Raw genomic sequence first — 24196 nt, forward strand, 5'->3', positions numbered from 1 at the left:
GCGGTGAATACGCATCTGAATATCCACCTGCATAACGCCGCGATTCAGGAGTTTAATCCCTGGCCGGCCAATACCCGCAGCGTGTTTGCCCATGCACCGCAGGCTGAGCAGGGCTATATGTATCCGATTGAGCGGCCCGGTATCGGCGTTGGCTTTGATCAGCAGGCCGCCAGCCGTTTTCCGCTGGAATATCGTCCGCACGAATGGACGCAGAGCCGCTTACCCAACGGCGCGATGCATACCCCTTAAGGTGTGGTCTGGCGAAAGCTGAGATTGTCCTGGTTGAACGGGATCACGTAAGTACAGGCGTAATTAATATCAATCACTTCGCTGATCTCATAGACCCGGCCACCTTCAAGAATCCCGCGACTGTTAATCTGCATCGCTGGCTGGCCTTTTTTCGCCGCCAGCAGCTCAGCCTGCGGTTTAGTGATGGCAATCGCCTGATAGCTGGTCATCAGATGCGAGATACGCCAGCCGCGACTCAGCACATACTGCTGAATTGAACTCTCGATAATCTGCTGATTAAGGTCGGGGAAATCATTCACCGGCATTTTTGAGGTTTCAATCTGCACCCGTTGATTATCGACGTAGCGCAGGCGGCAGAATTGCCAGATATAGTCCTGTTCAGCCAGACCAAATACCTGTCGCTCCTCTTTATCCGGCAATTTTTTATGCAGGCTGATCAGGCGAAAGGCGATCTGGTCAAAGTGTTTTTCCGTAATCGAGTTGTAAATCAGCGGATTGCTGCGCGCCCGTTCGCTGATATAAATCCCGGAACCCTGCACAATGTTAATGACACCAATGCTGACCAGTTTTTCCAGCGCCTGACGGATGGTAAAGCGTGAAACTCCATACTCCTCAGCCAGCTGACGCTCCGGTGGCAGTTTGCGCGGCGAATCAGCGCCTTGCTGATAGATTTTGCTGAGCAGATCCTGAGTTACAAACTCTTTTTTCTTCATGCGGCACTCTTGCACTGAAAGGGGACAAACTACAATTAATCTGAGCTGACACGCTAAACCCATGACCTTACGCAATACTTTTGCCGGCAAGGCTTTCCATAATAGCGGCAGACATTCAGAGGGACGACAGATGAACAGATTACTCGATCGCTTTCTACATTACGTTTCTTTCGATACGCAATCAAAAAGTCATGCTCGTCAGGTTCCCAGTACTGAGGGGCAATGGCGGCTGGCGGAGGTTCTGCAAACTGAGTTAAAAGCGCTGGGCTTTGAAAACGTTACGCTAAGTGACTATGGCTGCGTGATGGGCACCTTACCGTCCACCGTTGACTGGCCAACACCGGTTATCGGTTTTATTTCCCATATGGATACCTCACCCGACTTTACCGCGAAAAATGTCAATCCGCAGATTGTTGAAAACTATCGCGGCGGCGATATTGCGCTGGGAATGGGCGATGAAGTCTTGTCGCCGGTAATGTTTCCGGTATTGCATCAGCTTATTGGACATACGCTGATTACTACCGACGGTAAAACCTTGCTCGGGGCGGATGATAAAGCTGGTATTGCCGAAATCATGACGGCGATGGCGCGGCTGGCGCAAGGCGATATTCCCCATGGTGAAATCCGCGTTGCCTTTACCCCGGACGAAGAGATTGGTCGCGGCACGGCGCATTTCGATGTTGCCGCCTTTGCTGCCGACTGGGCGTATACCATTGATGGCAGTGGACTCGGGGAGTTTGAATTTGAAAATTTTAATGCTGCCTCGGCAACGGTAAAAATCACCGGCAATAATGTGCATCCCGGCTCCGCCAAAGGGGTGATGGTCAATGCGCTGGATCTGGCGACGCGTTTTCATGCCGAACTGCCGCAGCAGGAAGTGCCGGAGCATACCTCAGGCTATGAAGGCTTTTATCATCTGCATCAGATTAAAGGCAGCGTTGAGCGTGCCGAGCTGCACTATATTGTGCGCGATTTTGACGCCGACGCTTTCGCCGCGCGTAAGAAAATGCTACAGGATATTGGCCGCCGTCTCGGCAAAGGGTTAGCGGGACAGGGGGGCATTGAGGTGATAATTGAAGACAGTTATTACAATATGCGGGAAAAAGTGGAGGCACACCCGCATATTATTGAGCTGGCATTGCAGGCGATGCGTGACTGCGAGATAGAGCCGCAGGTGAAACCGATTCGTGGCGGCACCGATGGCGCATCGCTGTCTTTTATGGGATTACCGTGCCCGAATATTTTTACCGGTGGCTATAACTATCATGGCAAACATGAGTTCGCGTCGCTGGATAATATGGAGAAAACCGTTGCGGTCATTATGCGAATTGCGGAATTAGCGGCGCAGCGTAAATAGTGCTCATTATCAGTAAGTTAAACGTAGGGGCAGCGCTTTCGCCGCCCGTACCGAAGATTCGCACCCTGCATACCAACAGTACGGGAGCCGAAAACGGCTCCCCGACATTTTATCCGCTTATTCTTCGCCGAAATACCAGTAGCCGCTGTTGACCAGCGCTGCCAGTTGAGCGAGGAATGACGGATCGTCCAGCGCATCGCCAAAGTCATCCTGCCCCAACGTCAGCTGATTAGCCAGCACCACTAACGCCTCACGATGTGCGCTTTCCAGCTGTTCACCGTTAATAAATACCGCATCGCCAATGCTCAGAACGCGCAGACCGCCAAGGCGCGTCAGCTTATCGCCCTGTTGCAGCGAATCATAAATTTCATCCGGCTGATACGGCGGCTCTGGTGGTGCAACATCCAGCTCGTGGCGGGATTGCGAAATAAATTCACCAAACCACTGGTTAAACTGTTGCGGCTGGTTAATCACATCCAGCATCATTTGACGGATACCGTCGAGCTCCTGAGGCAGAATCTCCGCCGGGCGATCGCGGGCCGGGACATCCGGATCGCTGAAGCGGTAGCTGCCCAGTTCACGTTGCAGTACGTAGTCGGCGAAACCACTGATCAGTTCACGTCCGCTTGGCGCACGGAAACCGACAGAATAGTTGATGGCGTTTTCCAGCGAATAACCTTCGTGCGGGAATCCTGGCGGGATATAAAGAATATCGCCCGGCTCCATCTCTTCATCGATAATCGCGTCGAAAGGCTCAACCTGCAGCAGATCGGGATGCGGACAGTGTTGTTTCATCGGCACTTTATCACCGACACGCCAGCGACGACGCCCGGTGCCCTGCACAATAAACACATCATACTGGTCGAAGTGGGGACCGACGCCGCCGCCGGGTACCGAGAAGGAGATCATCAGATCGTCAGTACGCCAGTCAGGCAAAAAGCGGAAAGGGCGCATCAGTGCGGCAGAAGGCTCGTGCCAGTGGTCAACCGCCTGTACCAGCAGCGACCAGTTGTTTTCACCCAGATGATCATAGCTCTCGAAAGGCCCGTGGCTGACCTGCCATTTCCCCTCATTATGACTGACCAGGCGACTGTCGACTTCATTCTCCATCGCCAGGCCTGCCAGTTCGTCGGGGGTGATAGGGTCGACGAAATTTTTGAAGCCACGTTTAAGCACCACCGGGCGTTTCTGCCAGTAGCGCTGCACAAATTCGGGCCAGTTGATATCGAGCTGATAATCCATATAACGTTCCAGTTCAGGCAGTAATTGCAGGAAGTATATACCCTTCGCCTGTGAAGTGCAGTGGGTTGCTACTCTCCGTTATGCGACACTTCCTGGCGCTGGAACACCACTTCCATGCGGGCTCCGCCTAATTCACTGGTTCCGGTGAGGATATCCCCTTCGTATTGCTCAAGAATATCGCGTGCGACCGCCAGGCCGATACCCTGACCGGGGCGCATGGTATCGGCGCGCTGACCGCGCACGAAAATCAGATCGCGCTTACTTTCCGGAATACCGGGACCGTCATCTTCGACAATCAGATACAGCACATTATCCGTCTGACGCGCCGAGATTTCGACAAATTCCAGGCAATATTTACAGGCGTTATCCAGCACATTCCCCATGACTTCCATAAAATCGTTAGGATCGCCGACAAAGGTGATCTCCGGCGACAGGTCGAGCGACAGGGAAACGCCTTTACGCTGATAGACTTTATTCAGTGCGGAACAGAGGCTGTCGAGCAGCGCGGAGACCGAATGCAGCTCGCGCTTTAGCGGATTATGGTCGGCCTGCATACTGGCGCGATGCAGGTAATAGCCAATCTGCTGCGAGATACGGCTAATCTGTTCCAGCATAATTGGCTCAGCCTGCTCAATCGAGAAAGTTTTGCTGCCGCGCAGCGAGCGCAGGGTACTTTGCAGTACCGCCAGCGGGGTTTTCAGGCTATGGGTCAAATCTGACAGCGTGGTGCGATAACGGGTATAGCGCTGGCGTTCGTTATCCAGCAACAGGTTCAGGTTACGCACCAGACTGCGCAACTCTTGCGGCGGATAAGGATCGAGGGTTTCACGGGTGCCGCTTTCCAGCTCGCGTACCTGGCTTGCCAGCGAGCCGATCGGCCGTAAACTCCAGTGTGCCGCCAGCCACAACAGGGGAATGACCAGCAGCAGATTGACCAGCAGAACATAATTGAACCACACCCAGACCATATCCGACTGCTGTAATTCCTGCGGAATCGAGTCGACCACCACAATGGTCAGCGCGGGCAGATTGGTGGTGGCATCGTAGCGATTGACCGCCACCGAGTGGGTAAAGGAGCTGCTGCCATCATCGTCGTAAGCATGCAGTTTACTTTGCGCATCGGCGTTATTACCCAGCGCTTCCCGGCTGGTGCTGCTGTTGGTATCGATTTCGTAGAAATCCGGCTTTTTCAGCCAGTCAGGTTTGATTTTGCTGCGGATCTCCGGCACATCACGCTGCTGCCAAAGCAGATTGCCGCGCTCGTCATAGATAAACACCAGCGTCGGGAAGTTAAGCGTCATGCGTTCCGGCTGGGCGATAGTCAGCTTACCGTCCTGCCACTGCGCCAGCGTAAAGAACAGATTGCTTTCACCGCGCATCACCCGATAGGTGTTTTTGTCAAAACTGACCACATAACCGACCACCGCTACCATGCCGTAGGAAAGCGACAGCACCAGCACCACCGCAGCGGTTGCCAGCAGGAAGCGCGCCCGCAGGGAATAAGGGATAAATCGACGCAACAGTGACATCAATCAGAGATCGAAGCGGTAGCCCTGACCGCGCACTGTGGTAATCACGTCTTTGCTGTACTCAGCGAGAATTTTCTTACGCAAGCGGCCCATTAATACGTCAATGGTGTGGCTTTCACGCAGTTCCGCGTCAGGATAAAGTTGCAGCATCAGCGAGTCTTTACTCACCACTTTGCCGCTATTGCGGATCAGGGTTTCGATAATGGTGTACTCAAAGGCTGTCAGCTTAATTTGCTGTTCGTTGATAGTCAGTTCGCGGCGTGACAGATCGATCTGAAACGGTGGCAGCGAAATAATTTGCGAGGCGAGGCCGCTGTTGCGGCGCATCAGCGCCTGCATGCGTGCCACGATTTCTTCAATATGGAAGGGTTTAGTCACATAGTCATCGGCACCGGCTTCCAGCGCTTCAACTTTTGCCTGCCAGCCATCACGTGCGGTTAACACCAGAATCGGCTGTTTCACTTCCTGGGTGCGCCAGCGGCGGATCAGCGACATGCCGTCTTCATCGGGCAGACCGAGGTCAACCAGAGTGATATCCGGGGTATGTTCATTGAGGAAGTAATCCGCTTCTTTCGCATCTTCAGCAGCATCAACCTGGTGTCCCATATCCCGCAGCTGTACTGTTAAGTGATGACGCAGCAAAGCATTATCTTCAACAACCAAAACGCGCATAGGCCATTCCTTTCTCGCAAACTGAGTGAACCAGTGTTATCCACTCTCTTTATATGCTGAGATTATAGGAGAAAGCAACTAAACCAGAGGTTAACACGGGCCGACATGAATCGGCCCGGCGGGTATTATTTCAGATCGTCAACCATTTGAATCGCACGGCCAATATAGTTAGCCGGGGTCATCTGCTTCAGGCGGACTTTCTCCTCTTCCGGCAGCGCCAGGCTGTCGATAAAGGTCTGCATACCTGCTGCATCCACACGTTTACCGCGCGTCAACTCTTTCAGCTTCTCGTAAGGCTTTTCGATGCCATAGCGACGCATTACGGTCTGAATCGGCTCAGCCAGCACTTCCCAGTTGTGGTCCAGCTCGTCCAGCAGACGGTCGCGGTTCACTTCCAGTTTAGAGATACCTTTCAGCGTCGCCTGATAAGCGATCAGCGCGTAGCCCACGCCAACACCGAGGTTACGCAGTACCGTTGAGTCGGTCAGATCGCGCTGCCAGCGTGATACCGGCAGTTTGCTCGCCAGGTGCTGCATCACGGCATTCGCCAGCCCGAGGTTGCCTTCGGAGTTTTCGAAGTCAATTGGGTTAACTTTATGCGGCATGGTGGAAGAGCCGATTTCGCCCGCAATGGTTTTCTGCTTAAAGTGGTTCAGCGCAATATAGCCCCAGATATCACGATCGAAATCGATCAAAATGGTATTGAAGCGCGCCATGCAGTCAAACAGCTCAGCGATATAGTCGTGTGGCTCAATCTGCGTGGTGTACGGGTTCCAGGTGATGCCCAGTGAGGTGACAAAGGCTTCGCTCAGCTGATGCCAGTCCACTTCCGGGTAGGCGGCAATGTGCGCATTATAGTTACCGACGGCACCGTTAATTTTGCCCAGCACCTCAACCCGCTCCAGCTGACGCAGCTGGCGCTCCATGCGGTACGCTACGTTAGCCATCTCTTTACCCAGAGTGGAAGGGGTAGCTGGCTGACCATGGGTACGTGAGAGCAGGGGAATATCACGATATTGCTGCGCCAGATCTTTTACCGCGCCAATAATCTGCTGCCAGTAAGGCACTACCACGTCGCGACGTGCGGTTTCCAGCATCAGCGCGTGAGACAGGTTATTGATATCTTCGGAAGTACAGGCGAAGTGAATAAACTCAGAGACCGCGTGCAGGGCCGGTACTGACTCAACTTTTTCTTTCAGGAAGTACTCAACCGCTTTTACGTCGTGGTTGGTGGTGCGTTCAATGGTTTTGATACGCGCGGCATCTTCTTCATTGAAATTGGCCACAATAGCATCAAGGTAAGCGTTTGCGTCGGCATCAAATGCAGGAACTTCCTTGATCTCTGCGGTCGCGGCCAGTTTCTGTAACCAGCGAACTTCAACCTCAACGCGGAACTTCAGCAAACCGTATTCGCTGAAAATAGCACGCAGTGGGCTGACTTTGTCGCCGTAACGACCATCTACAGGTGAGACGGCGGTCAGAGAGGATAATTCCATCAGTGCAACTCCTGATCATTTTACAAGGTATTGGGCTGAACACCCGGCGTTACGCCGCCGGGCTGAGATTGGCTAAAATTCGTTTCGCTTCGCTGGCAATGCGATTACGGGAAAACATTAATTGCAGGCGGCCACCGCCCACCTGGTGCCACAGCACCGCAGAACGAATACCGGCCAGCAGGGTTGCGCGCACTTTGCTTTGCAACTGTGCATTCTGCAATACCGCCGGTGAACCGGTCACCTGAATACGCGGCCCAAGCGGGCTTATGACATCAACGTAAATCGCCGCCATAGCGCTCAGCAGCGTATCGGATTCGAGATCGTAATGCGCCAGCTGGCGGTCAAGCTGGGAGATACGACGTGCCAGCTCGTCCATCGCCTGCTTATTGCCGTGCAGTTTGCGCTCCAGCACCATCAGGCTCAGGGTATAACGCGTCAGTTCAGCACCGACGCCCTGACGACTGCTGGTATTCAGGATTGCCAGTAGCGTTTCCAGACCAAAGCGCAGATTGGCTTCATCACTGCCGTAAACCGCCAGCGTTGATGAGGGATTTAAGTCCAGTAAACTTCTCAGCGACACTTGCATGATTTCGCCGTCGCAATGGCCCTGGTGCGCCAGCTGCTGTACCAGATGCGCCGACTGGCAGATGCCAGCCATCGCCAGGGTGATATCATAATAGTTCTTAGCCACGGTTACTCCTGTCTACGCTTCCGTCATTACATCACAGGTCATTCATTGATATGGCTGGCGCTAATGCCGTTATCAAAGCAGCGGTAAGCGCTCTTCGATAATGCCACCACCGAGGCAAACTTCGCCGAGATAGAACACCGCTGACTGACCCGGGGTAACCGCGGCAACCGGCTGGTCAAAGCGCACTTCAATGCGCTGATCGTCAAGCGGGGTGATAACACAATCGATATCGCTCTGGCGATAACGGGTCTTCACCACGCAGCGTAATGGTTCGCGCAGCGTTTCGCGATCGACCCAGTGAAGTTGCTGAGCCACCAGACCGACCGACATCAGGCGGGGATGTTCCGCGCCCTGAGCGACCACCAGCAGGTTATTGGTGACATCTTTGTCCACCACATACCATGGGTCGTCGTTACTCTCTTTCAGACCGCCAATACCTAAACCTTTACGCTGGCCGAGGGTGTGATACATCAGACCCTGATGTTGACCCACGGTCTGACCGTCAACGGTGACAATATTCCCTGGCTGCGCGGGCAGGTAGCGGCCCAAAAAGTCGCGGAATTTGCGCTCGCCGATAAAACAGATACCGGTGGAGTCTTTTTTCTTCGCGGTAATCAGCTCGAGCTGTTCAGCGATGCGGCGCACTTCGGGCTTGGCCAGTTCGCCAACCGGGAACAGGCTCTGGGCAATTTGCTGATGGCTGAGGGTGTAGAGGAAGTAACTTTGGTCTTTATTGTCGTCGAGGCCGCGCAGCAGGCGGCTCTTACCGTCAACATCCTGGCGGCGCACGTAGTGGCCGGTGGCAATAAAGTCCGCGCCGAGATCTTCCGCGGCGAATTCGAGGAAGGCTTTAAATTTGATCTCTTTATTGCACAGGATATCCGGGTTCGGCGTGCGGCCAGCTTTGTACTCTTCAAGGAAATGTTCGAAAACGTTATCCCAGTACTCGGCAGCAAAGTTAACTTTGTGCAGGCGGATACCCAGTTTGTCGCAAACCGCTTGTGCATCAGCCAGATCTTCGGCAGCGGTGCAGTATTCCTCACCATCATCTTCTTCCCAGTTCTTCATAAACAGGCCTTCGACCTGATAGCCCTGCTGTTGCAGTAACCATGCGGAAACGGAAGAGTCGACGCCGCCGGACATTCCGACGATCACTTTTTTCTGGCTGTTGTCAGACATGACACACTCACGATAAGGAATAAAAACAGGCGGCGTATTCTATCACGCGTCGCCGAGCGGCGCACCCTCGCAAAACGGCCATTGAAATGCCTGCAATAACGCCAGCGGATAACGCTCGCCTGATTGCCAGATGCGCACGCTCTCCGCCACCAGCGGTGAACGAAGGTTATCGGCCTGCAAAATTTGCTGTGGCGTCAGCCACCAGCAGCGATCAATCTCCGCATCCTGTGGCGTGGTTGCCAGTCGGGAAGGCAGGTCGAGAGCAAAGAGAAAACGTAAAAACGGGGTGCTATCTGGCGCAATCCATTGATGAACACGCAGTAACGCCTGCGGCGTGGCCCGAATGCCGGTCTCTTCAAACAGTTCGCGTTCAGCGGCCTCAATCAGGGTTTCATTCGCCTCAAGATGTCCGGCCGGCTGATTCCACGTTGCGATGCCGTTAATCGTCTCTTCCACCACCAGCAGCTGGCCTTCGGCGTGCACCAGGCAGGCAACGGTAACATTAGGTTTAAACATGCTGTTCTCCGTAATTGTTAACCACAGGTTATGAGGTCGGCGACCGTTAGTGCTCAAACTCAGCGCTGATATCGCGCCATTCTCCCGGCGCCAGATTCTCCAGCTGAATTGAGCCGAGGGCGAAACGAATCAGCCGCAAAGTCGGGAAGCCAATATGCGCTGTCATACGCCGTACCTGACGGTTGCGCCCCTCAAACAGCGTCACTTTTAACCAATTGACAGGAATGGCTTTTCGTTCGCGAATCGGTGGATTGCGCGGCCATAACCAGTCAGGCTGATCGACTAATTCGATGGCGGCAGGCAGCGTCGGGCCATCTTTCAGATTAACCCCATCGCGCAGCAGTTGCAGGTCGCTCTCCAGCGGCGCGCCTTCCACCTGCACATAATAAATTTTTCCGGTGCGCTTACCCGGCTGCGTCAGCTTTGCCTGCAGTGCCCCATCATTGGTCAGCACCATCAGGCCTTCGCTGTCGCGGTCGAGACGCCCGGCGGCGTAGACCTTAGTGACCGGCACATAATCTTTCAGTGTGGCGCGGCCTGCTTCGTCGGTGAACTGGGGCAACACGTCAAAGGGTTTGTTGAACACAATGACGCGCCGCGGGCCTTTGGCGGCGTTTTTCGCCGCAGCAGGGCGGCTGAATCGTTTAACGCGGTGATTCTTAACGGGAGTTTTCGGCATGGTCTTTGCAGTTTGTGACAATGAGCGCATTATAACGCAAAGCTGCGGTGATTGGCGCGGAGTTAATATTCAAGTAGTATTGACGCGCATCTTACAAATCATTAACAAAAAAGCGCTCGAAGGAGAGGTTAATGGAAAGCAAAGTAGTTGTTCCGGCGGAAGGTCAAAAAATCACCCAGGTTCAGGGAAAACTGGTCGTTCCAAACAACCCTGTCATTCCTTTTATCGAAGGTGATGGTATTGGGGTTGATGTTTCACCAGTGATGATCAAAGTGGTTGATGCCGCTGTGCAGAAAGCCTACAACGGCGAGCGAAAAATCTCCTGGATGGAAATCTATACCGGTGAGAAGTCTGTCGAGCTGTATGGTCCGGATGTCTGGTTACCAGAAGAAACTCTCGACCTGATTAAAGAGTACCGCGTTGCCATCAAAGGCCCGCTGACCACCCCGGTCGGTGGCGGTATTCGTTCTCTGAACGTTGCCTTACGTCAACAGCTGGATCTGTACATCTGTCTGCGTCCGGTACGTTACTATCAGGGCACACCAAGCCCGGTCAAGCGTCCAGAAGACACCGATATGGTGATTTTCCGCGAGAACTCCGAAGATATCTATGCGGGTATCGAGTGGAAAGCAGGTTCTGCAGAAGCAGACAAAGTGATCAAGTTCCTCAAAGACGAAATGGGCGTGCAGAAAATTCGCTTCCCTGAGCAGTGTGGTATCGGCATCAAGCCGTGCTCAGAAGAAGGGACGAAGCGTCTGGTGCGTGCGGCGATTGAGTATGCGATCACTAACGATCGTGACTCTGTCACCCTGGTGCACAAAGGCAACATCATGAAATTCACCGAAGGTGCGTTCAAAGATTGGGGTTACCAGCTGGCTCGTGATGAGTTTGGCGGTGAACTGATCGACGGCGGCCCATGGGTGAAAATCAAGAACCCTAATAACGGCAAAGAGATCGTTATCAAAGACGTGATCGCCGATGCATTCCTGCAGCAGATCCTGCTGCGTCCGGCTGAGTATGACGTTATCGCCTGTATGAACCTCAACGGTGACTACATTTCTGATGCGCTGGCTGCTCAGGTTGGTGGTATCGGTATCGCACCGGGTGCCAACATTGGTGACGAGTGTGCGCTGTTTGAAGCGACCCACGGTACTGCACCTAAGTACGCTGGCCAGGATAAAGTGAACCCAGGTTCAGTGATCCTGTCTGCGGAGATGATGTTGCGTCATATGGAATGGTTCGAAGCGGCTGACCTGATCGTTAAAGGTATGGAAGGCGCCATCGCGGCGAAAACCGTGACTTACGATTTCGAACGTCTGATGGACGGCGCTAAGCTGCTGAAATCCTCAGAGTTTGGCGATGCAATGATTAAGCATATGTAATTTTGCTTGATTAGTATCAGGCCGGTTGCAGCGTTAACCTGCGGCTGGCCTGATGTGTTTTAAGGCCTTTCCCCAACACCGTCAAACGTGGCAATTAAACAGATTACTTCACGTTCTGTTATTCACTTTATCCACTTAAGTAACTCTGCATTAAACGAACTGATAAAGTTTTCATTGTAAAACTGCGACACTGAGTTTTTAATGTCAGCATGGGATGGCAGGGCGCGCCCGTCAATAATCAATTGCATTTTTTCAGCTAGTGCTTTTGTCTCCCTGGGGGGGTAAAGGAAACCATTTACGCCATTATTAATTATTTCTCCTGGGCCGCTGACGCAATCGGAAGCGATACAGAAAATGCCTCGTGATAGCGCCTCAAGTAACACCAGCGGGAATCCTTCATAATCAGAGCTTAAAACCAGACAGCTGGCAACATTAATATGACTTTCAACATACTCCCATGGCGACTCCTGCCAGCCGTGCCAGTGAATATGATTATTTATCCCTAAGCTCTGTGCATAACTCTCACACTGACTCCTGTCATCGCCTTCGCCAATCACATCCAGACGCCAGTTACCCTGCAGAAGAGAACAGGCCGTGAGTAAGTCTTTTATTCTCTTTTGTAACTCAAAGTTTATTCGACCAATATATAAAAAATTCGTCGTAGCAACAGGGCGTTCGACAAAGACTGATTGGGGCGTCACCGGGTTGAAAACCACCGAAACGCTAGCGGGGTTTGCACCTAAGTCGATAAGTTGTTGCTTTATTTCATTACTAATCGCCAGGTGACCATCCGCGTGCATGAGATATTGTGGGCGATATCTTGGCCTGGGCGGTAAGTGTATCCATGAAAGCAAGGGGGTGTTAACCCGTGCAAAGCGTATCGCAAGGCGTGATATGAAACAGGGGACAGTACTTAATGTTACGACAATATCCGGTTTAAATTGGCGGATTTTTTTTGCCAGTTTCCAGGCATGATGGCATCTGCGGATCTTATGATTTCGGAATGAAGATTGACTGATGGTATAATTTATTTCTGACAGCCAGTTATAATTCTCCTCACGACTTTCATAGAACATAAATATTTCAACAATAAAATTGTTATGTTTCATCATCATTTTAGAGATACGTGCAACAGCTGATTCCAGACCGCCTCTTCCCGTGGGTGTATCAAGAGTTATTAATACTTTTTTCATTATATATCCTTATGCGAATCGTTCCGATACAGGCTTTTGCTTGCAGCAGATTATTATGAGTGTTTTTTTTAGAGATTTCTATTTATTTAGAATTGATTTCAATTTAAATTATATATAATTAATATATTTGTATTATTAATAATATTACTGTCCAGTTTGTCCGGCTTTTGCGTTCTCTTCATTCGTAGAGCAGGCTGTGCCCGGTGTGAACTTCCGCAAAGAGACGACAGTAACAATTTGATTAATCTCTTCTATACTTTATTAACCCCGATAAGTTGATGGAGATCGCGATGAGCCAAAAGCATAAAGATAAAGATGATTTACCAGCAGGTGGTGCGCCGAACGAAGAGGGGGAGATCCCAAGAAAGCGCGATGACAGTGAAGACGATAAAAAAGATCCGTTTAAAGCTGATTAAATCCTCCATACCAGGCGCATGGGGCCGTGCGTCTGGTAAGGCCTGGCCTAAGAAATATTCACGACCGCACCCGGTGTGTTCAGCAATTCGAATAGCTGATGTTGATCGGCATGGGAAGCGTCGGCGGTCACCGCTGCACTACTGTAATGCAGCGCATGAATCCGCCCCAACTGCCGCCAGATAAGGATTGCCGAAACCATCAGTGAGCAATTTTTATCGCCCGGTATACACAGTAAGGTGTGGTGCCACTGTTCATCAAGCTCATTGGTAAAAAACTGAATACTTTCAGCGGGTAGCAGCGCACGCAGGTCGGGAAGGAGGAACTCACTGACCTGCCATGAGAGTCGCATTGTTAATCTGTTCTGCATATAACGGGTGTCTCCGACTGTGCTGTGCTGAATGTTAATACTGTAATAATAAATATTCTTTCATTTCTGAGCTGCTCCATGTCTCTATTTTTAATGGAAAATTATCAGAAAATCCATTTTTTCGTGCGGCCAGTCACGTACTGCTGAGGTAAATCCTAAATATAAGCTTTTTTTAAAAGTAAACCGTTCAGCGAGCTGCTAGTTTGACGGCATTTAAACAGCAGAGCAGGTATATCTATGCCAGTTGAATTAGTCGCTAATCATGCGCATTCAGATGCGTTACTTTCTGTACAGAGCTGGAATAATCGTCAGGGAGCAACCAACAGAGCGCTTCCCTGGCCCGACAGGGTGCAAAACATCCCGGTGGCATTAGCCGTGTCGCTTAAAGAGTTATCACTCAGTCGTGATATTAAATCCACGCCGACACTGTCAGTCATCAGCAATATTGAGCAGATGCCCAGCCGCAATCAGCGCTTTATGGCGATTGGTGCGGCAGTGACTGCGGTGGTTAATTTTTCTGAGTGGGAGAATATTGCTTTGAGATATCCCTCTATCCCGCTTGCTGCGTCAAAAATGGCGTCGATTTGCACAAAGAATCCGTTAGAGCATGATAAGTCGAGGGGGTATATCAGGCGCGGAGCCGATTTTGTTGAAGGGATGACGGATGCAAACAAGGCGGTAGATGCCACGTTGTACAGCACCGGGCTCGGCATGGGGTTTGATATCCTGCAAATCAAACCAGATATGAATAAAATCGATCATTTCTCGCAGCTCTCTGTGATTCGGCAACAGGCGAAGTCTCTGGAAGATAAAGATAAAGATAAAGATAAAGGAGATAAGCCGGGAGCCTGATAACCTGGATTTATTTAAATCGACATCGCTGTCCGCCACCAAGCGGACAGCGAGAGTCTTATTTCAGTTTGCTTAACAGATAATAGAGTGTCCCGGCGATCGCCAGCGAGTTAAAGGTCGGCACGCCTGCCGTAATCATCACGCCTGCGATACTGCCGACTGCGCAGGAAATAATCGCCAGCCAACCAATAACCGGCGTGCTTTCAGGCAATCCGCCAGATTCCCGGCTATGATTCAGCACTGCCCGATGGTTACGCAGAATATAGTAGTCAACCATCATTACGCTGATAATTGGCGGAATAACCACCCCCATCAGACTGAGAAAGTCGGCAAAGCGCTCCAGAATACCCAACACCGATAATAACGTGCCGACGGTTCCAATAAACAGTGTGGTGGTGGAATATTTCAATTTTTTACCGAATATCCCTTCAACTGCATTAGTGATACCCAATGATGAAGAGTAAAGGTTAATATCATTAACCCGCAGGGTTGAAAATACCACCACCAGCAGACCGATACCGCCAGCAGTTTGAGCCATCATGGTGACAACATCGGCCGTCCCCAGCGTTTTGCCAATAAGAATCGCCAGTCCATTAACAATATACTGGCTGACAATAATCGTAAGCAGCGTAATATTAAAAACCTGTTTTTTGTTCCGCGAATAGCGTGTCAGATCGGGTGTCACCAGACTGGCGAGAATCACCCCGCCGACGACCAGAGTAATACCATCGCTCAGAGCCAGTGGCTCTCCGGCCGGTTGTCGGGTAATAATTTCAGCGGTATTGATACCGGACAGAGTGGTGAATGAGATAAAAGCCACCAGCATAATAAACATCGGCACGGCAATGCGCGCGGTAAAGCGTAATGCCCTAAAGCCAAAGGCCACCAGAATCGTCAGGCAAGCGCCGGTTATTGTGGCCGACAGAATAAACCCCAGCTTCCCCTGTAGCGCAAAATTAAGTGAACGGGCGAATATCGCATTTTGTATACCAAACCAGCCGAGTAAACAGAGTGCGATGACCAGCCCAACGAATACTGAACCGATGCGGCCAAAGCCGCACCAGCGGGCTAACAGGCTACCGGAAACGCCTTCGTGCATACCGGCGAATCCCAGCCCGAGCGTGGCGACGGCGAAAATAAGACTGCCCGCCGTAATGGCAATAAAGGCGTCTTCCAGGCTCATTCTGTGGCCCAATACGGCACCCAGCATAAACTGATCTAATGCGGTCAACATGCCAAGATGAATTATTGCAACACTTAAAAATGAAACTCGTTTATCTTGTGGAACCCGGCTTAACGGATAATCTTCAATTTTAACCATAATACTCTTCCTTGAGTTAATTTTGCCTGAATGAGGGAGCGATATTTTTACTAAGCTAATTATTTCTGGGGTGTTAATTAAACCTAATGCGGCAATCTGATTTAATGATTAAATCGGCTACCGCTTCAATATAACCCGGTAATGTTGAAAGGCAATACTCTTTTTACCCGCTAATAAGGTGAGAAATAATAAACAAAGGGGCAGCCCAGACGAGATTCGCTGCGCATCATGGCCCGGACTCTTGCCGCTAACGGTTAAAAATCGCTCCGCAAACACCGTGCGTAAACTGCCCATTTCTGCGACCAGTGGTGCTACCGTCGAGCTGCGGCCCGGCTCACGGTGTAGCGCGACCAGCGCTAAGGGAAAAGCCGCTAACCGCCTGAAGATAAGCCAGCCGGACCAGGCTCATTCTGAACGTTAATCTTGCAGATGGCCCTTAATTAATTAGCAGACGCCAAAGTCGCCTTCTTCGTGATAATGATTGACCGAGTTGGCCGCAACTTTGATCTGTTTCTTCTCCGCATCATCAATACGTGCGCACCACAGGCTGTCTCCCTCAACTTGCAGCACCACCATTTTTGGACCACCGGTTTTTGACTGAACGATATCTTCGGGTTTAAACATGACGTTTTCTCCATTGTGTTGTCCGTTTTATTAACGGTCAGCAATTGCCGTTTTGCAAGCGCAACTGGCTAAAGATTCGCCATCGCCTCGCTGAGAGTTTCCTATACTGGTAGTTCATGCAGAAAAACCGGAGGATAAAAATGACCATTCATAAAAAAGGACAGGCTCACTGGGAAGGTAATATCAAGCAGGGTAAGGGTTACATTTCCACCGAGAGCGGGGCGCTTGAACAGCAACCCTACGGCTTTAATACCCGCTTTGAGGGCAAAGCGGGCACCAACCCTGAAGAGCTGATTGCAGCGGCTCACTCCGCGTGTTTCTCGATGGCGCTGTCGCTGATGCTGGGTGAAGAAGGTTTTGTGCCTGAGAGTATTGATACCACCGCTGATGTGTCGCTGGATAAAGTCGACGGTGGCTTTGCCATCAGCAAGGTGGCGTTAAAAAGCCAGGTTAAACTGCCCGGTATCGATAATGAGACCTTTGATAAAATTATCAATCAGGCAAAAGCAGGCTGCCCGGTCTCAAAATTACTCAAGGCTGAGATAACGCTTGAGTATCAGCTGGAAAATTAATCGGATCGGCAGCTTTCCCGCCACTGATTAACTGCCCTGAACAGGCTTTATGCTCCGGCGACAGTTTACGCTGCCGGAGCGCGCATTGAGCGGAAATTGATATCGTCCGCATGCAGCGACTGATAATATCGTTAAGAACTCTCCGCACTGGTTATCTGGGCGCTGCTGATGAAACATTATTGCGGAATTTATTAAACATCATCACGGTTAAATTTTTCTTTATGTCGTCACAAGGCATCTCTTGCAAAACTCACCAATGAGAATATTCTGGCACTGACAGGAGAGTGGTTTCACGGTTATGCAATGCGCTTTTAGATCAATACAATAGCCCCGCCGCCACCGTATTCAGCGACAAGGTTGAAGAGCGACTCTCCCCGGTGGGGGAAAGAGTGCTGATTGGTAGCAGACTTTGTACCGGACAGGCGTCCACTGCATGATCATTAGCATCCTGATTAGCATGGTTCGTTATTAATAACAAATGGAGCTTGTTATGTCGAAAATAGATAATAATACTTTCATTTCGCCGGCTTTGCGCTCATTCGATTCTGACACGAAGAGCACTAAAGGCGAGGTTTTCAACGCCATTAGCCGTACAGCCAATCGTCCTTTCACCATTACGTTGAGTCCAGTGGAGTCGCCTCCGCCAACAAAAACTAAACCTGCCTGAACCCCTACTGAAATGCATGACAGTTAGCGCAGAGTGGTTAAAGCCAGGCGGATTTTGTCCAGCCTGGCATCCCGTCTGGTCAGAATAAATTATCGTCTGGCGTAGCTGTGACCGTTTCAGGTAAGCATTTGGTGCGATCTTAATCGGTGGAGCGGGGTGTCAATCAGGGGCGTCTGCGGGTTGCCGTCAGTCAGCCTGCGATCCGACGGCATCGATGCTAATTCAGTTACTTACAGGTATAAGTGATCATCTGGTTATTCGGTGAGTCGATCAGGCAAAAGCGGTTGTCTGACAACCGTTGTGCCAGATAGCCTTCGCGTGTCACCGCAGCAGGCAGATAGAGCGTGCGATCGGTGGTTCTCAGCGTGCCACTGTCAATTTTGGCCTGTGAGGTGGTGACGGTAAAGGAGCTGAACCGGTCAATGACCAGCGCCTGCGTCTGACCCAGTGGCTGTCCGGATAAGCTTTCCACTTTACCGACGCACTCTTTGCCCTGATAGTCCGACGAGCAGCCTGCCAGTGCTATTGCGCCCGCCAAAACAGTTAACCGAACCAGCTTCATGATTGCATCCCTTATTCAAACAGTGCCTCACAGGGTAAAGCGTAGCGGATAAATGCTGTGTTACCTAAACCGTTTCAGGGTAATCATGCTGCAAATGACGCTGTTTAACTCGACTGCGGACATTTCACCGTTTTTAACGCCCTAAGTTGAGTGAGTCGCTCCTCGGCTTTGCTGCTGGCGTGATATTTGGCGATGCCATTGCCGATACCGAAATCCAGCATAAATCCCACTACCGTCAGTGTACTGAATTTCCCGGTGTCGGCGATTTCCTGCTGAACGCGCTGCGATTTGGCCATTTCATTATCGATGGCAGGGCAGTCCAGTGTGGCCGACTCTTGCGCACCGAGCGGCGTGGATTTGGGATACTGCTTCAGTGCGCAGCCGGACAGTAACAGGGCGACAACCGCCACTTTCAGTGCTTGATTCATGGTTAATATCGTCTCGGTACCTATGCCAGTCAGAGTTCTGTTATCGGCAATCTTTGGAGCAACTTTAAACTGCACAATAGCGCGAGACGCTGAATCAAAAACGCGGTTTCTGCCGTCAGCGCGGAGAAATATTACTGCTGAACCGGACTCAGAATTATCTGTAAAACAAAGCGTTGCGCATCAATACCTAAAACAGCGCGTCATGACAGGTTACCCTTAACGGGAACCTGACTACGGACTCACGACATGGAGTTAAAGATGAAAAAGACTATTTTGACCGCTTCTGCCATTGCTATCGGCTTATTTCTGAGCGGCTGTGCCAATGACCATATCATGCACACTAATGATGGCCGCACAATTGTTGCCGACGGTAAACCGCAGGTGGATAGCGATACCGGCATGATTACCTATAAAGATGCGCAGGGCAAAGAGCAGCAGATTAACCGCTCAGAAGTGAAAGAGATGTCTGAGTTTGACGATTAATCCCGCCCTAAAAAAAGGACTACCTGGCGTTGCCGGTAGTCCTCTCCCGCTTCCTGCCTGAACATTTGCCTTCTGAGAGGCATTATCTGGTGTTCAGAGCTGGCCGATTTGTATCTATCCCTCTGAAAGAGATAAAAAAGATTCCCTGGTGTGCCTCTGGTGTGGCGCAATTTTATTATAATAAATAGGGTAAGTTTTTCTTATTAAAGGGTTGTGCTTTTGCCCAATCCCTGTATATCTTTAAGCATAACCACCGCTAACCAATACTGGAAGGGGTGCTATTCCCTCTTGAAATTTAGCGGGAAAAATGCCATGGGAATTAATGGTTTATAAAGCTGCCTGATTCCTCAGATTCATTTAACCAGTTTGATACAGAAATGAAGATTAACATTACCGATACACCTAATCCGCAAGACGAAGAGTTTGTCATCTCCAGCCTGTGGGCGCATAACGATACCGTTGATAAGGTTGATATTCGCCCCCTGTTCCTGACCTTTACCAACGATAACCAACAAATTATTGCTGGTCTGGTGGCGCGTACCTGGTGGGGCGGGCTGGAAGTGCAGTATTTATGGGTGGATAAAGCGCACCGTCAAAGTGGGCTGGGCCATCAGCTGATGAAACAGGCGGAAGAAGAAGCGATTAAACGCGGTTGCCATATGGCGTATGTCGATACGTTCAGTTTTCAGGCAAAAGGCTTTTATGAAAAACTGGGATATCAGGCCTACGGAAATTTAGCCGAATATGCGCATAAACATACTCGTTATTATTTAGCCAAAGACCTGTAACAGGTATCTGGACAACCTGCGAGGTCGGAATGGACTCTTCTCAAAAGAATACACTCTATTTTTCTACCCTGATTGCCATGACTGAGCATCTGGATGAGCCATGGGGAATAAAGGATTTAGAATCGCGCCACCTTTATATGAATAAGGCCGCCTTTCGCTACACCCATACCCCGGCCAGTTTTGAAATAGAGGGCAAGCTTGATGAAGAGTTTCCCGCCGACTGGGCCGATTGTGCGGAAGCGCTAATAGAGCACGATAAAAAGACCGAGCTGGCGCAAAACCGGGTGGCGGTGATTGAAACGCATTACTGGTACGGTAAAGATTCGCTGACGCCGTTTATCAGTGAGAAGATTCCAGTTTTTAATGAAGAAAAACAGGTAATTGGCGTGTTATGGAATGCCAGGCCGCTGAATACCTTGTCGCCGTTGATATATATCAATCAGCAAAAGCCCAGCGTGCTGACTACCGAAGCATCCACCACTGTTTTTACCCGCGCCGAGCTGGATATCATCTTTTTAATGCTGCAACGGCTGTCGACCAAAGAGATGGCAAATATCTACAACGTCAGCCCAAAAACGATTGAGAATCGCGTTTACAGTATTTATCAGAAAGCGGGAGTTCATACTCTGCGTCAGTTTGAAGAGTATTGCAAAGAGGCTAATTTAGATAATTACATACCCGACCGCCTGATTGAAAAAGGCATTCTGTTTATTTAAATCAATATCAAGGAAAGAGAACTGTGTTAAAGATTGAAGATTATCCATTGAGTCGGGTACCTCAGGATAAAAGAGTTTCATTTCTAAGCGTGGCCGTAGTGCATATGGGTATGCTGACCGCGTTAGACCAGTTTATGCTCGGGGCGGTGTTGGGTCACTCAATGAGCCTGACCGATGCTTTTCTCGCTATTCTGGCAGGCAGTGTGATTTTTGGTATCGTCACCTTTGGCCTTGGGCTGGCCGGTATGCGTGAAGGCGTATCGGGCAGCCTGTTAGCCCGCTGGTGTGGCTTTGGCCGCATCGGTTCGGTGCTGATTGGCGTGGTGGTGGCCGTCAGTTTGTTAGGTTGGTTTGGCATTCAGAATGCCATTTTTGCTCGTTCGCTCACTTTTGCGCTGCAAGACAAAATCAGCTTTGCCTGGGCAGCCACCCTGACCGGTGTTTTCCTGACGATTATTGTGGCCTTCGGTTTTAAAGCATTACGTTTTACCGCCAGGATTGCCGTGCCGCTGTTTATTTGTCTGGTGGCGTTTATTTCGGTCACCACGCTATCCGGTGTGGATCTGCGCCAGATTATTGGCCTTCTGCCCGCAGGGGAACCGGTGACGCTGAGTGCCGGGATCACCATGGTGGTCGGTGGGGCGATTGTCGCCAGCCTGATTACGCCGGATCTGACCCGCTACTCAAAAAGCGGCAAACAGGTGATGGGTATCACGCTGCTGACCATTATCGTTGGCGAATTTATTGTTAATGGCCTCGCCATTCTGATCGCCAAAACGCTGGGCAGCGCCGATGTTGTCACCATCATGTCGCAAACTGCGGGCGGTATCGGCTTGCTGGTGGTGGTTTTCTCAACCCTGCGCGTGAATGATATCAATCTCTACTCCTCTTCACTGGGCATTGTTAATGCGGTTGAAGGTATTACCGGCAAAAAGCTGCGCTATACCACCACCACCGTGGTGATTGGCCTGCTGGGTACACTGCTGTCAGTACTGGGAATATTAGATCGCTTTGTCGATTTCCTGACGCTGCTTGGCGTGGTGTTCCCGCCAATCATCAGCATTATGCTGGTGGATTATTATCTGTTGCGCAGCCACCGGAAAGCGTTAGACGACAGCAAAAAAATCGGTGCACTGCCGGTGGAGACGCCGGTGATTGGCTGGAGTGCGATTATCGCCAGTATCATCGGCAGTATTATCGGTCTGAGCGCCAGTTGGGGCGTTCCCACCATCAATTCGTTAGTGGCCGCCGGGGTCATCTACTGGCTGGTGAAAAAGTGCCTCAGAACACGTTAAAGCAAAACCCTCTTCGGAGGGTTTTTTTTTGCCCGGTAAGGACGACTGGCAGAGGCTGAAGGTACATCGATAAATAAATTCGATTGAAGCGATTAGATAAAAGTTTATAGTAGCTGCCGTTAACCGGAGAGATTAAAAATGTTACGTGATTATTTAAAACTGGATGCTGATGACCAGCTGCAACAACAAGTGACGCATGTGAAAAACCGCGGACAGGAACAGATCTCTGAATGGCTGATCGTCGGAAAAGATGGCGAACGCAAGGGGCTGGTTTCACTGTTTGATAAGATGAGTACCCGGCGTTCTTATCCGGTGAATTACCGCATCACTCAGACCGATATGGGTGGAAAGGTGATTGTCGATAAACTGACTGAAACCATCTGAATGGTTCTCCCCTGCGCACCGCGTGCATCAGGGGAGGGGCTGATATCGATTACTGCCAGAATTTCTTCTTACTGGTTTTCCCAATGCCGGGATTGCAGCTGTTGGTCGGATCGAGATGACGCAGGTGCTGCTCATATTCTCCCGATGCATGATACAGATGACCGACATTGTGCTCGGCTGGATAGCGCGCACCGCGCTGATCAAGATATTCCAGCACCTGATGCTTAAACTGTTGCGCATCCACACCGGCTTTCAGAATGTAATCCTGGTGATTCACAAAGCAGAAGAAATGGCCGCAGCATGAGTCTTCCAGTACCTGCGCCTGTAACTCTGGCGGTAATTCGATGCGCCACTGGCTGTCATTACGACGCAGCGCGACGTCGAAGGCGATCAGCCGCCGATCGGCACTGATGCCGTGATAGTCGCAATACGAAATGGTGCACCCCCCCACGCCAAAACGTACCAGAAACGCATCCTTTTCTTCGCGCGCATCGCAGCGGAAAAACTGCCCGGATTTAGCGGCGAAAAACTGGCTTAGCAGGTTTTGCAGTTCAGCAGCGTGGCGCGCGTCGGCTTTAATCATCAGATGATGCTCGAAACTGTCTCGATAATCGAGGATCCGCTTCGCCACCATTTTCGGGGTCAGAGTATTCACCAGTTGCAGCACCCGGTCGACAAAGTTGGTCGGCAACACGCGCAGCTTTTTCACCCGTACATCCCACTTCGCTTTGTTGGCCATCAGCGAGGGTAGCGCTTCCGGGCCGAGCCGGTTGATCGCCCAGTACATATGCCTGGCGTAGCGCACCGTCAGATCAAAAGCATTGCGGTGAATGTACTCCGCCTGTAACGGCAGTTCACTCAGGTTTTCCAGCAGATAGCGGCGAAGTTCAACCAGTTCGCCTTCATCATTAGTGCCGATATAAAAACTCTCGGTTTTATCGCTGGCCTCAAAGGTGGACAAGCGCACCGCAAACACCGCGACTTTGCCCGCGCTGCCGGAGCTGTCATGCAGATACTGCGGATTACCGTTATAGCGCGTCGGCGTCGATGCGGCGGTATCGCGCAAAATCGCCGCGTAATCATCGGCCCAGATTTTGCCTTCCCAGTCGACGGCAGTGCCGGTGGTGTATTGCTGCTGCTCCAGTCGGGTAATCATCTCTTCGGCGGTGTTCCCAAGATCGACCCCCAGATGATTGACCAGCGAGAGACTGCCGTCGGGATTGATTTGCGCAAACAGCGATTTTTCGGTAAAAGCCGGGCCACGGCGAATCAGGGAACCACCGGAGTTGTTACACACACCGCCAATCACCGAGGCTCCAATGCAGGAGGAGCCAATCACGGAATGCGGCTCTTTATGGTGCGGCTTCAGGGCATTCTCCAGCTCGGTCAGGGTACTGCCAGGAAAGGCAATAATCTGCTGTGCATCATCAATGACCTGCACCCCTTTAATCCGACGGGTACTGACAATAATAATCTCACGATCGTAATCGCTGCCGTCAGGCGTCGAGCCGCCGGTCACACCGGTATTCGAAGCCTGCATCAGAATAATTTTGTCGCAGGCCACGCAGGCCTGTAGCACTTGCCACAGCTGCATCAGCGACTGCGGAATCGCCACCGCCAGCGCCTGTCCTTTGCCGACACGAAAACCTTTGGTGTAATACGCTTTATCATCGTCGCGGGTCAGCAGCTGGTCATTTGCCAGGATACTTTGCAACTGAGTGAGTATTTCTGAATCCTTCGCCATCAAAAACTGCTCCTGAATCAATCCACTGTCACTGTTTTTTTCGCTGTCAGATGCCTTTATAGCCGGGCAGCTCGGTTG

General features: G+C 51.0%; 26 protein-coding genes and 1 pseudogene. 11 read left to right on the forward strand and 16 right to left on the reverse strand.

All coding sequences use genetic code 11. The features are described from left to right. Positions 1-249 (forward strand): annotated as a pseudogene (locus NG42_RS23280) (starvation-sensing protein RspA); the annotation flags it as partial. Here the strand turns inward: NG42_RS23280 and NG42_RS03610 are convergent. Further along, positions 246-962 carry a GntR family transcriptional regulator gene (locus NG42_RS03610; RefSeq protein WP_052897907.1) on the reverse strand — a complete coding sequence of 239 codons (717 nt, stop codon included), beginning with the start codon at positions 960-962 and terminating at the stop codon, positions 246-248. The pseudogene NG42_RS23280 and the gene NG42_RS03610 sit on opposite strands and share 4 nt — an antisense overlap. Positions 963-1092: 130 nt before the next feature. Between NG42_RS03610 and pepT the strand changes: the two genes are divergently transcribed. Beyond that, positions 1093-2319, forward strand: coding sequence for a peptidase T (pepT, locus tag NG42_RS03615; protein WP_052897908.1), 1227 nt, complete (start codon positions 1093-1095; stop codon positions 2317-2319). Between the two features lie 117 nt (positions 2320-2436). Here the strand turns inward: pepT and NG42_RS03620 are convergent, their stop codons facing one another. The 8 genes from NG42_RS03620 to rluE form a co-directional block, all read right to left on the reverse strand. After that, the gene (locus NG42_RS03620) at positions 2437-3561 is read right to left on the reverse strand and encodes a ribosomal protein uL16 3-hydroxylase (RefSeq protein ID WP_052897909.1); all 1125 of its coding nucleotides are present in this window, start codon (positions 3559-3561) and stop codon (positions 2437-2439) included. A 68-nt stretch (positions 3562-3629) separates the two neighbouring features. After that, a complete protein-coding gene (gene phoQ, locus NG42_RS03625; protein ID WP_052897910.1) occupies positions 3630-5090 on the reverse strand; it encodes a two-component system sensor histidine kinase PhoQ in 1461 nt (486 codons plus the stop codon). Positions 5091-5093: 3 nt separating this feature from the next. Continuing rightward, entirely contained in the window at positions 5094-5762 is a 669-nt protein-coding gene (phoP, locus tag NG42_RS03630; protein ID WP_052897911.1) for a two-component system response regulator PhoP, read from the reverse strand. Positions 5763-5887: 125 nt separating this feature from the next. Then, positions 5888-7258 (reverse strand): adenylosuccinate lyase, encoded by a 1371-nt coding sequence (gene purB, locus NG42_RS03635; protein ID WP_052897912.1) that lies wholly within the window; start codon positions 7256-7258, stop codon positions 5888-5890. A 49-nt stretch (positions 7259-7307) separates the two neighbouring features. Next, complete coding sequence (gene hflD / locus NG42_RS03640; protein ID WP_052897913.1) at positions 7308-7949, reverse strand: high frequency lysogenization protein HflD; 642 nt, start codon at positions 7947-7949, stop codon at positions 7308-7310. A gap of 72 nt (positions 7950-8021) precedes the next feature. After that, entirely contained in the window at positions 8022-9128 is a 1107-nt protein-coding gene (mnmA, locus tag NG42_RS03645) for a tRNA 2-thiouridine(34) synthase MnmA (protein ID WP_052897914.1), read from the reverse strand. A gap of 42 nt (positions 9129-9170) precedes the next feature. Continuing rightward, on the reverse strand, positions 9171-9644 hold the full coding sequence (locus NG42_RS03650) for an NUDIX domain-containing protein (protein WP_052897915.1): 474 nt from the start codon (positions 9642-9644) through the stop codon (positions 9171-9173). Positions 9645-9690: 46 nt separating this feature from the next. Further along, complete coding sequence (gene rluE / locus NG42_RS03655; RefSeq protein ID WP_072133163.1) at positions 9691-10353, reverse strand: 23S rRNA pseudouridine(2457) synthase RluE; 663 nt, start codon at positions 10351-10353, stop codon at positions 9691-9693. Positions 10354-10454: 101 nt separating this feature from the next. Between rluE and icd the strand changes: the two genes are divergently transcribed. After that, on the forward strand, positions 10455-11705 hold the full coding sequence (gene icd / locus NG42_RS03660; RefSeq protein ID WP_052897917.1) for an NADP-dependent isocitrate dehydrogenase: 1251 nt from the start codon (positions 10455-10457) through the stop codon (positions 11703-11705). A 122-nt stretch (positions 11706-11827) separates the two neighbouring features. Here icd and NG42_RS03665 read toward each other — a convergent pair whose 3' ends face one another. Continuing rightward, the gene (locus NG42_RS03665) at positions 11828-12898 is read right to left on the reverse strand and encodes a glycosyltransferase (RefSeq protein WP_052897918.1); all 1071 of its coding nucleotides are present in this window, start codon (positions 12896-12898) and stop codon (positions 11828-11830) included. A gap of 290 nt (positions 12899-13188) precedes the next feature. Here NG42_RS03665 and NG42_RS23745 point away from each other — a divergent pair, with 290 nt between their 5' ends. Beyond that, the gene (locus NG42_RS23745; protein ID WP_277619509.1) at positions 13189-13314 is read left to right on the forward strand and encodes a hypothetical protein; all 126 of its coding nucleotides are present in this window, start codon (positions 13189-13191) and stop codon (positions 13312-13314) included. Positions 13315-13361: 47 nt separating this feature from the next. Here NG42_RS23745 and NG42_RS03670 read toward each other — a convergent pair whose 3' ends face one another. Continuing rightward, a complete protein-coding gene (locus NG42_RS03670; RefSeq protein WP_241488294.1) occupies positions 13362-13664 on the reverse strand; it encodes a hypothetical protein in 303 nt (100 codons plus the stop codon). A gap of 255 nt (positions 13665-13919) precedes the next feature. Between NG42_RS03670 and NG42_RS03675 the strand changes: the two genes are divergently transcribed. Further along, positions 13920-14534 carry a hypothetical protein gene (locus tag NG42_RS03675; RefSeq protein ID WP_052897920.1) on the forward strand — a complete coding sequence of 205 codons (615 nt, stop codon included), beginning with the start codon at positions 13920-13922 and terminating at the stop codon, positions 14532-14534. Between the two features lie 58 nt (positions 14535-14592). Here NG42_RS03675 and NG42_RS03680 read toward each other — a convergent pair whose 3' ends face one another. Both NG42_RS03680 and NG42_RS03685 read right to left on the reverse strand, forming a co-directional pair. Continuing rightward, positions 14593-15855: a purine-cytosine permease family protein gene (locus NG42_RS03680; RefSeq protein WP_052897921.1), complete on the reverse strand. Its 1263-nt coding sequence runs from the start codon at positions 15853-15855 to the stop codon at positions 14593-14595. A gap of 444 nt (positions 15856-16299) precedes the next feature. Further along, positions 16300-16479 (reverse strand): YodC family protein, encoded by a 180-nt coding sequence (locus NG42_RS03685; protein ID WP_052897922.1) that lies wholly within the window; start codon positions 16477-16479, stop codon positions 16300-16302. A gap of 140 nt (positions 16480-16619) precedes the next feature. On the opposite strand from NG42_RS03685, the gene NG42_RS03690 reads away from it, so the two are divergent. Continuing rightward, the gene (locus tag NG42_RS03690) at positions 16620-17051 is read left to right on the forward strand and encodes an OsmC family protein (RefSeq protein ID WP_052897923.1); all 432 of its coding nucleotides are present in this window, start codon (positions 16620-16622) and stop codon (positions 17049-17051) included. A gap of 893 nt (positions 17052-17944) precedes the next feature. Here NG42_RS03690 and NG42_RS03695 read toward each other — a convergent pair. Both NG42_RS03695 and NG42_RS03700 read right to left on the reverse strand, forming a co-directional pair. Then, positions 17945-18280 (reverse strand): hypothetical protein, encoded by a 336-nt coding sequence (locus tag NG42_RS03695; protein WP_053115619.1) that lies wholly within the window; start codon positions 18278-18280, stop codon positions 17945-17947. A 104-nt stretch (positions 18281-18384) separates the two neighbouring features. Further along, positions 18385-18708: a lipoprotein gene (locus NG42_RS03700; RefSeq protein ID WP_052897924.1), complete on the reverse strand. Its 324-nt coding sequence runs from the start codon at positions 18706-18708 to the stop codon at positions 18385-18387. A gap of 258 nt (positions 18709-18966) precedes the next feature. Between NG42_RS03700 and NG42_RS03705 the strand changes: the two genes are divergently transcribed. The 5 genes from NG42_RS03705 to NG42_RS03725 all read left to right on the forward strand — a co-directional run bounded on the left by NG42_RS03705 (position 18967) and on the right by NG42_RS03725 (position 22374). Further along, positions 18967-19191 carry a YgdI/YgdR family lipoprotein gene (locus NG42_RS03705; RefSeq protein ID WP_052897925.1) on the forward strand — a complete coding sequence of 75 codons (225 nt, stop codon included), beginning with the start codon at positions 18967-18969 and terminating at the stop codon, positions 19189-19191. Positions 19192-19568: 377 nt separating this feature from the next. After that, positions 19569-19979: a GNAT family N-acetyltransferase gene (locus NG42_RS03710; protein ID WP_052897926.1), complete on the forward strand. Its 411-nt coding sequence runs from the start codon at positions 19569-19571 to the stop codon at positions 19977-19979. A 29-nt stretch (positions 19980-20008) separates the two neighbouring features. Continuing rightward, positions 20009-20695, forward strand: coding sequence for a helix-turn-helix transcriptional regulator (locus NG42_RS03715; protein WP_052897927.1), 687 nt, complete (start codon positions 20009-20011; stop codon positions 20693-20695). A gap of 23 nt (positions 20696-20718) precedes the next feature. Next, positions 20719-21990, forward strand: a complete 1272-nt coding sequence (locus NG42_RS03720; RefSeq protein ID WP_052897928.1) for a cytosine permease — start codon at positions 20719-20721, stop codon at positions 21988-21990. Between the two features lie 138 nt (positions 21991-22128). Then, entirely contained in the window at positions 22129-22374 is a 246-nt protein-coding gene (locus NG42_RS03725; RefSeq protein ID WP_052897929.1) for a hypothetical protein, read from the forward strand. A gap of 49 nt (positions 22375-22423) precedes the next feature. Here the strand turns inward: NG42_RS03725 and dld are convergent, their stop codons facing one another. Next, complete coding sequence (gene dld / locus NG42_RS03730) at positions 22424-24118, reverse strand: D-lactate dehydrogenase (RefSeq protein ID WP_052897930.1); 1695 nt, start codon at positions 24116-24118, stop codon at positions 22424-22426. Positions 24119-24196 lie beyond the last annotated feature (78 nt).

It is taken from the genome of Winslowiella iniecta, from assembly GCF_001267535.1.
GTDB classification, from domain to species: Bacteria; Pseudomonadota; Gammaproteobacteria; order Enterobacterales; family Enterobacteriaceae; genus Erwinia; species Erwinia iniecta.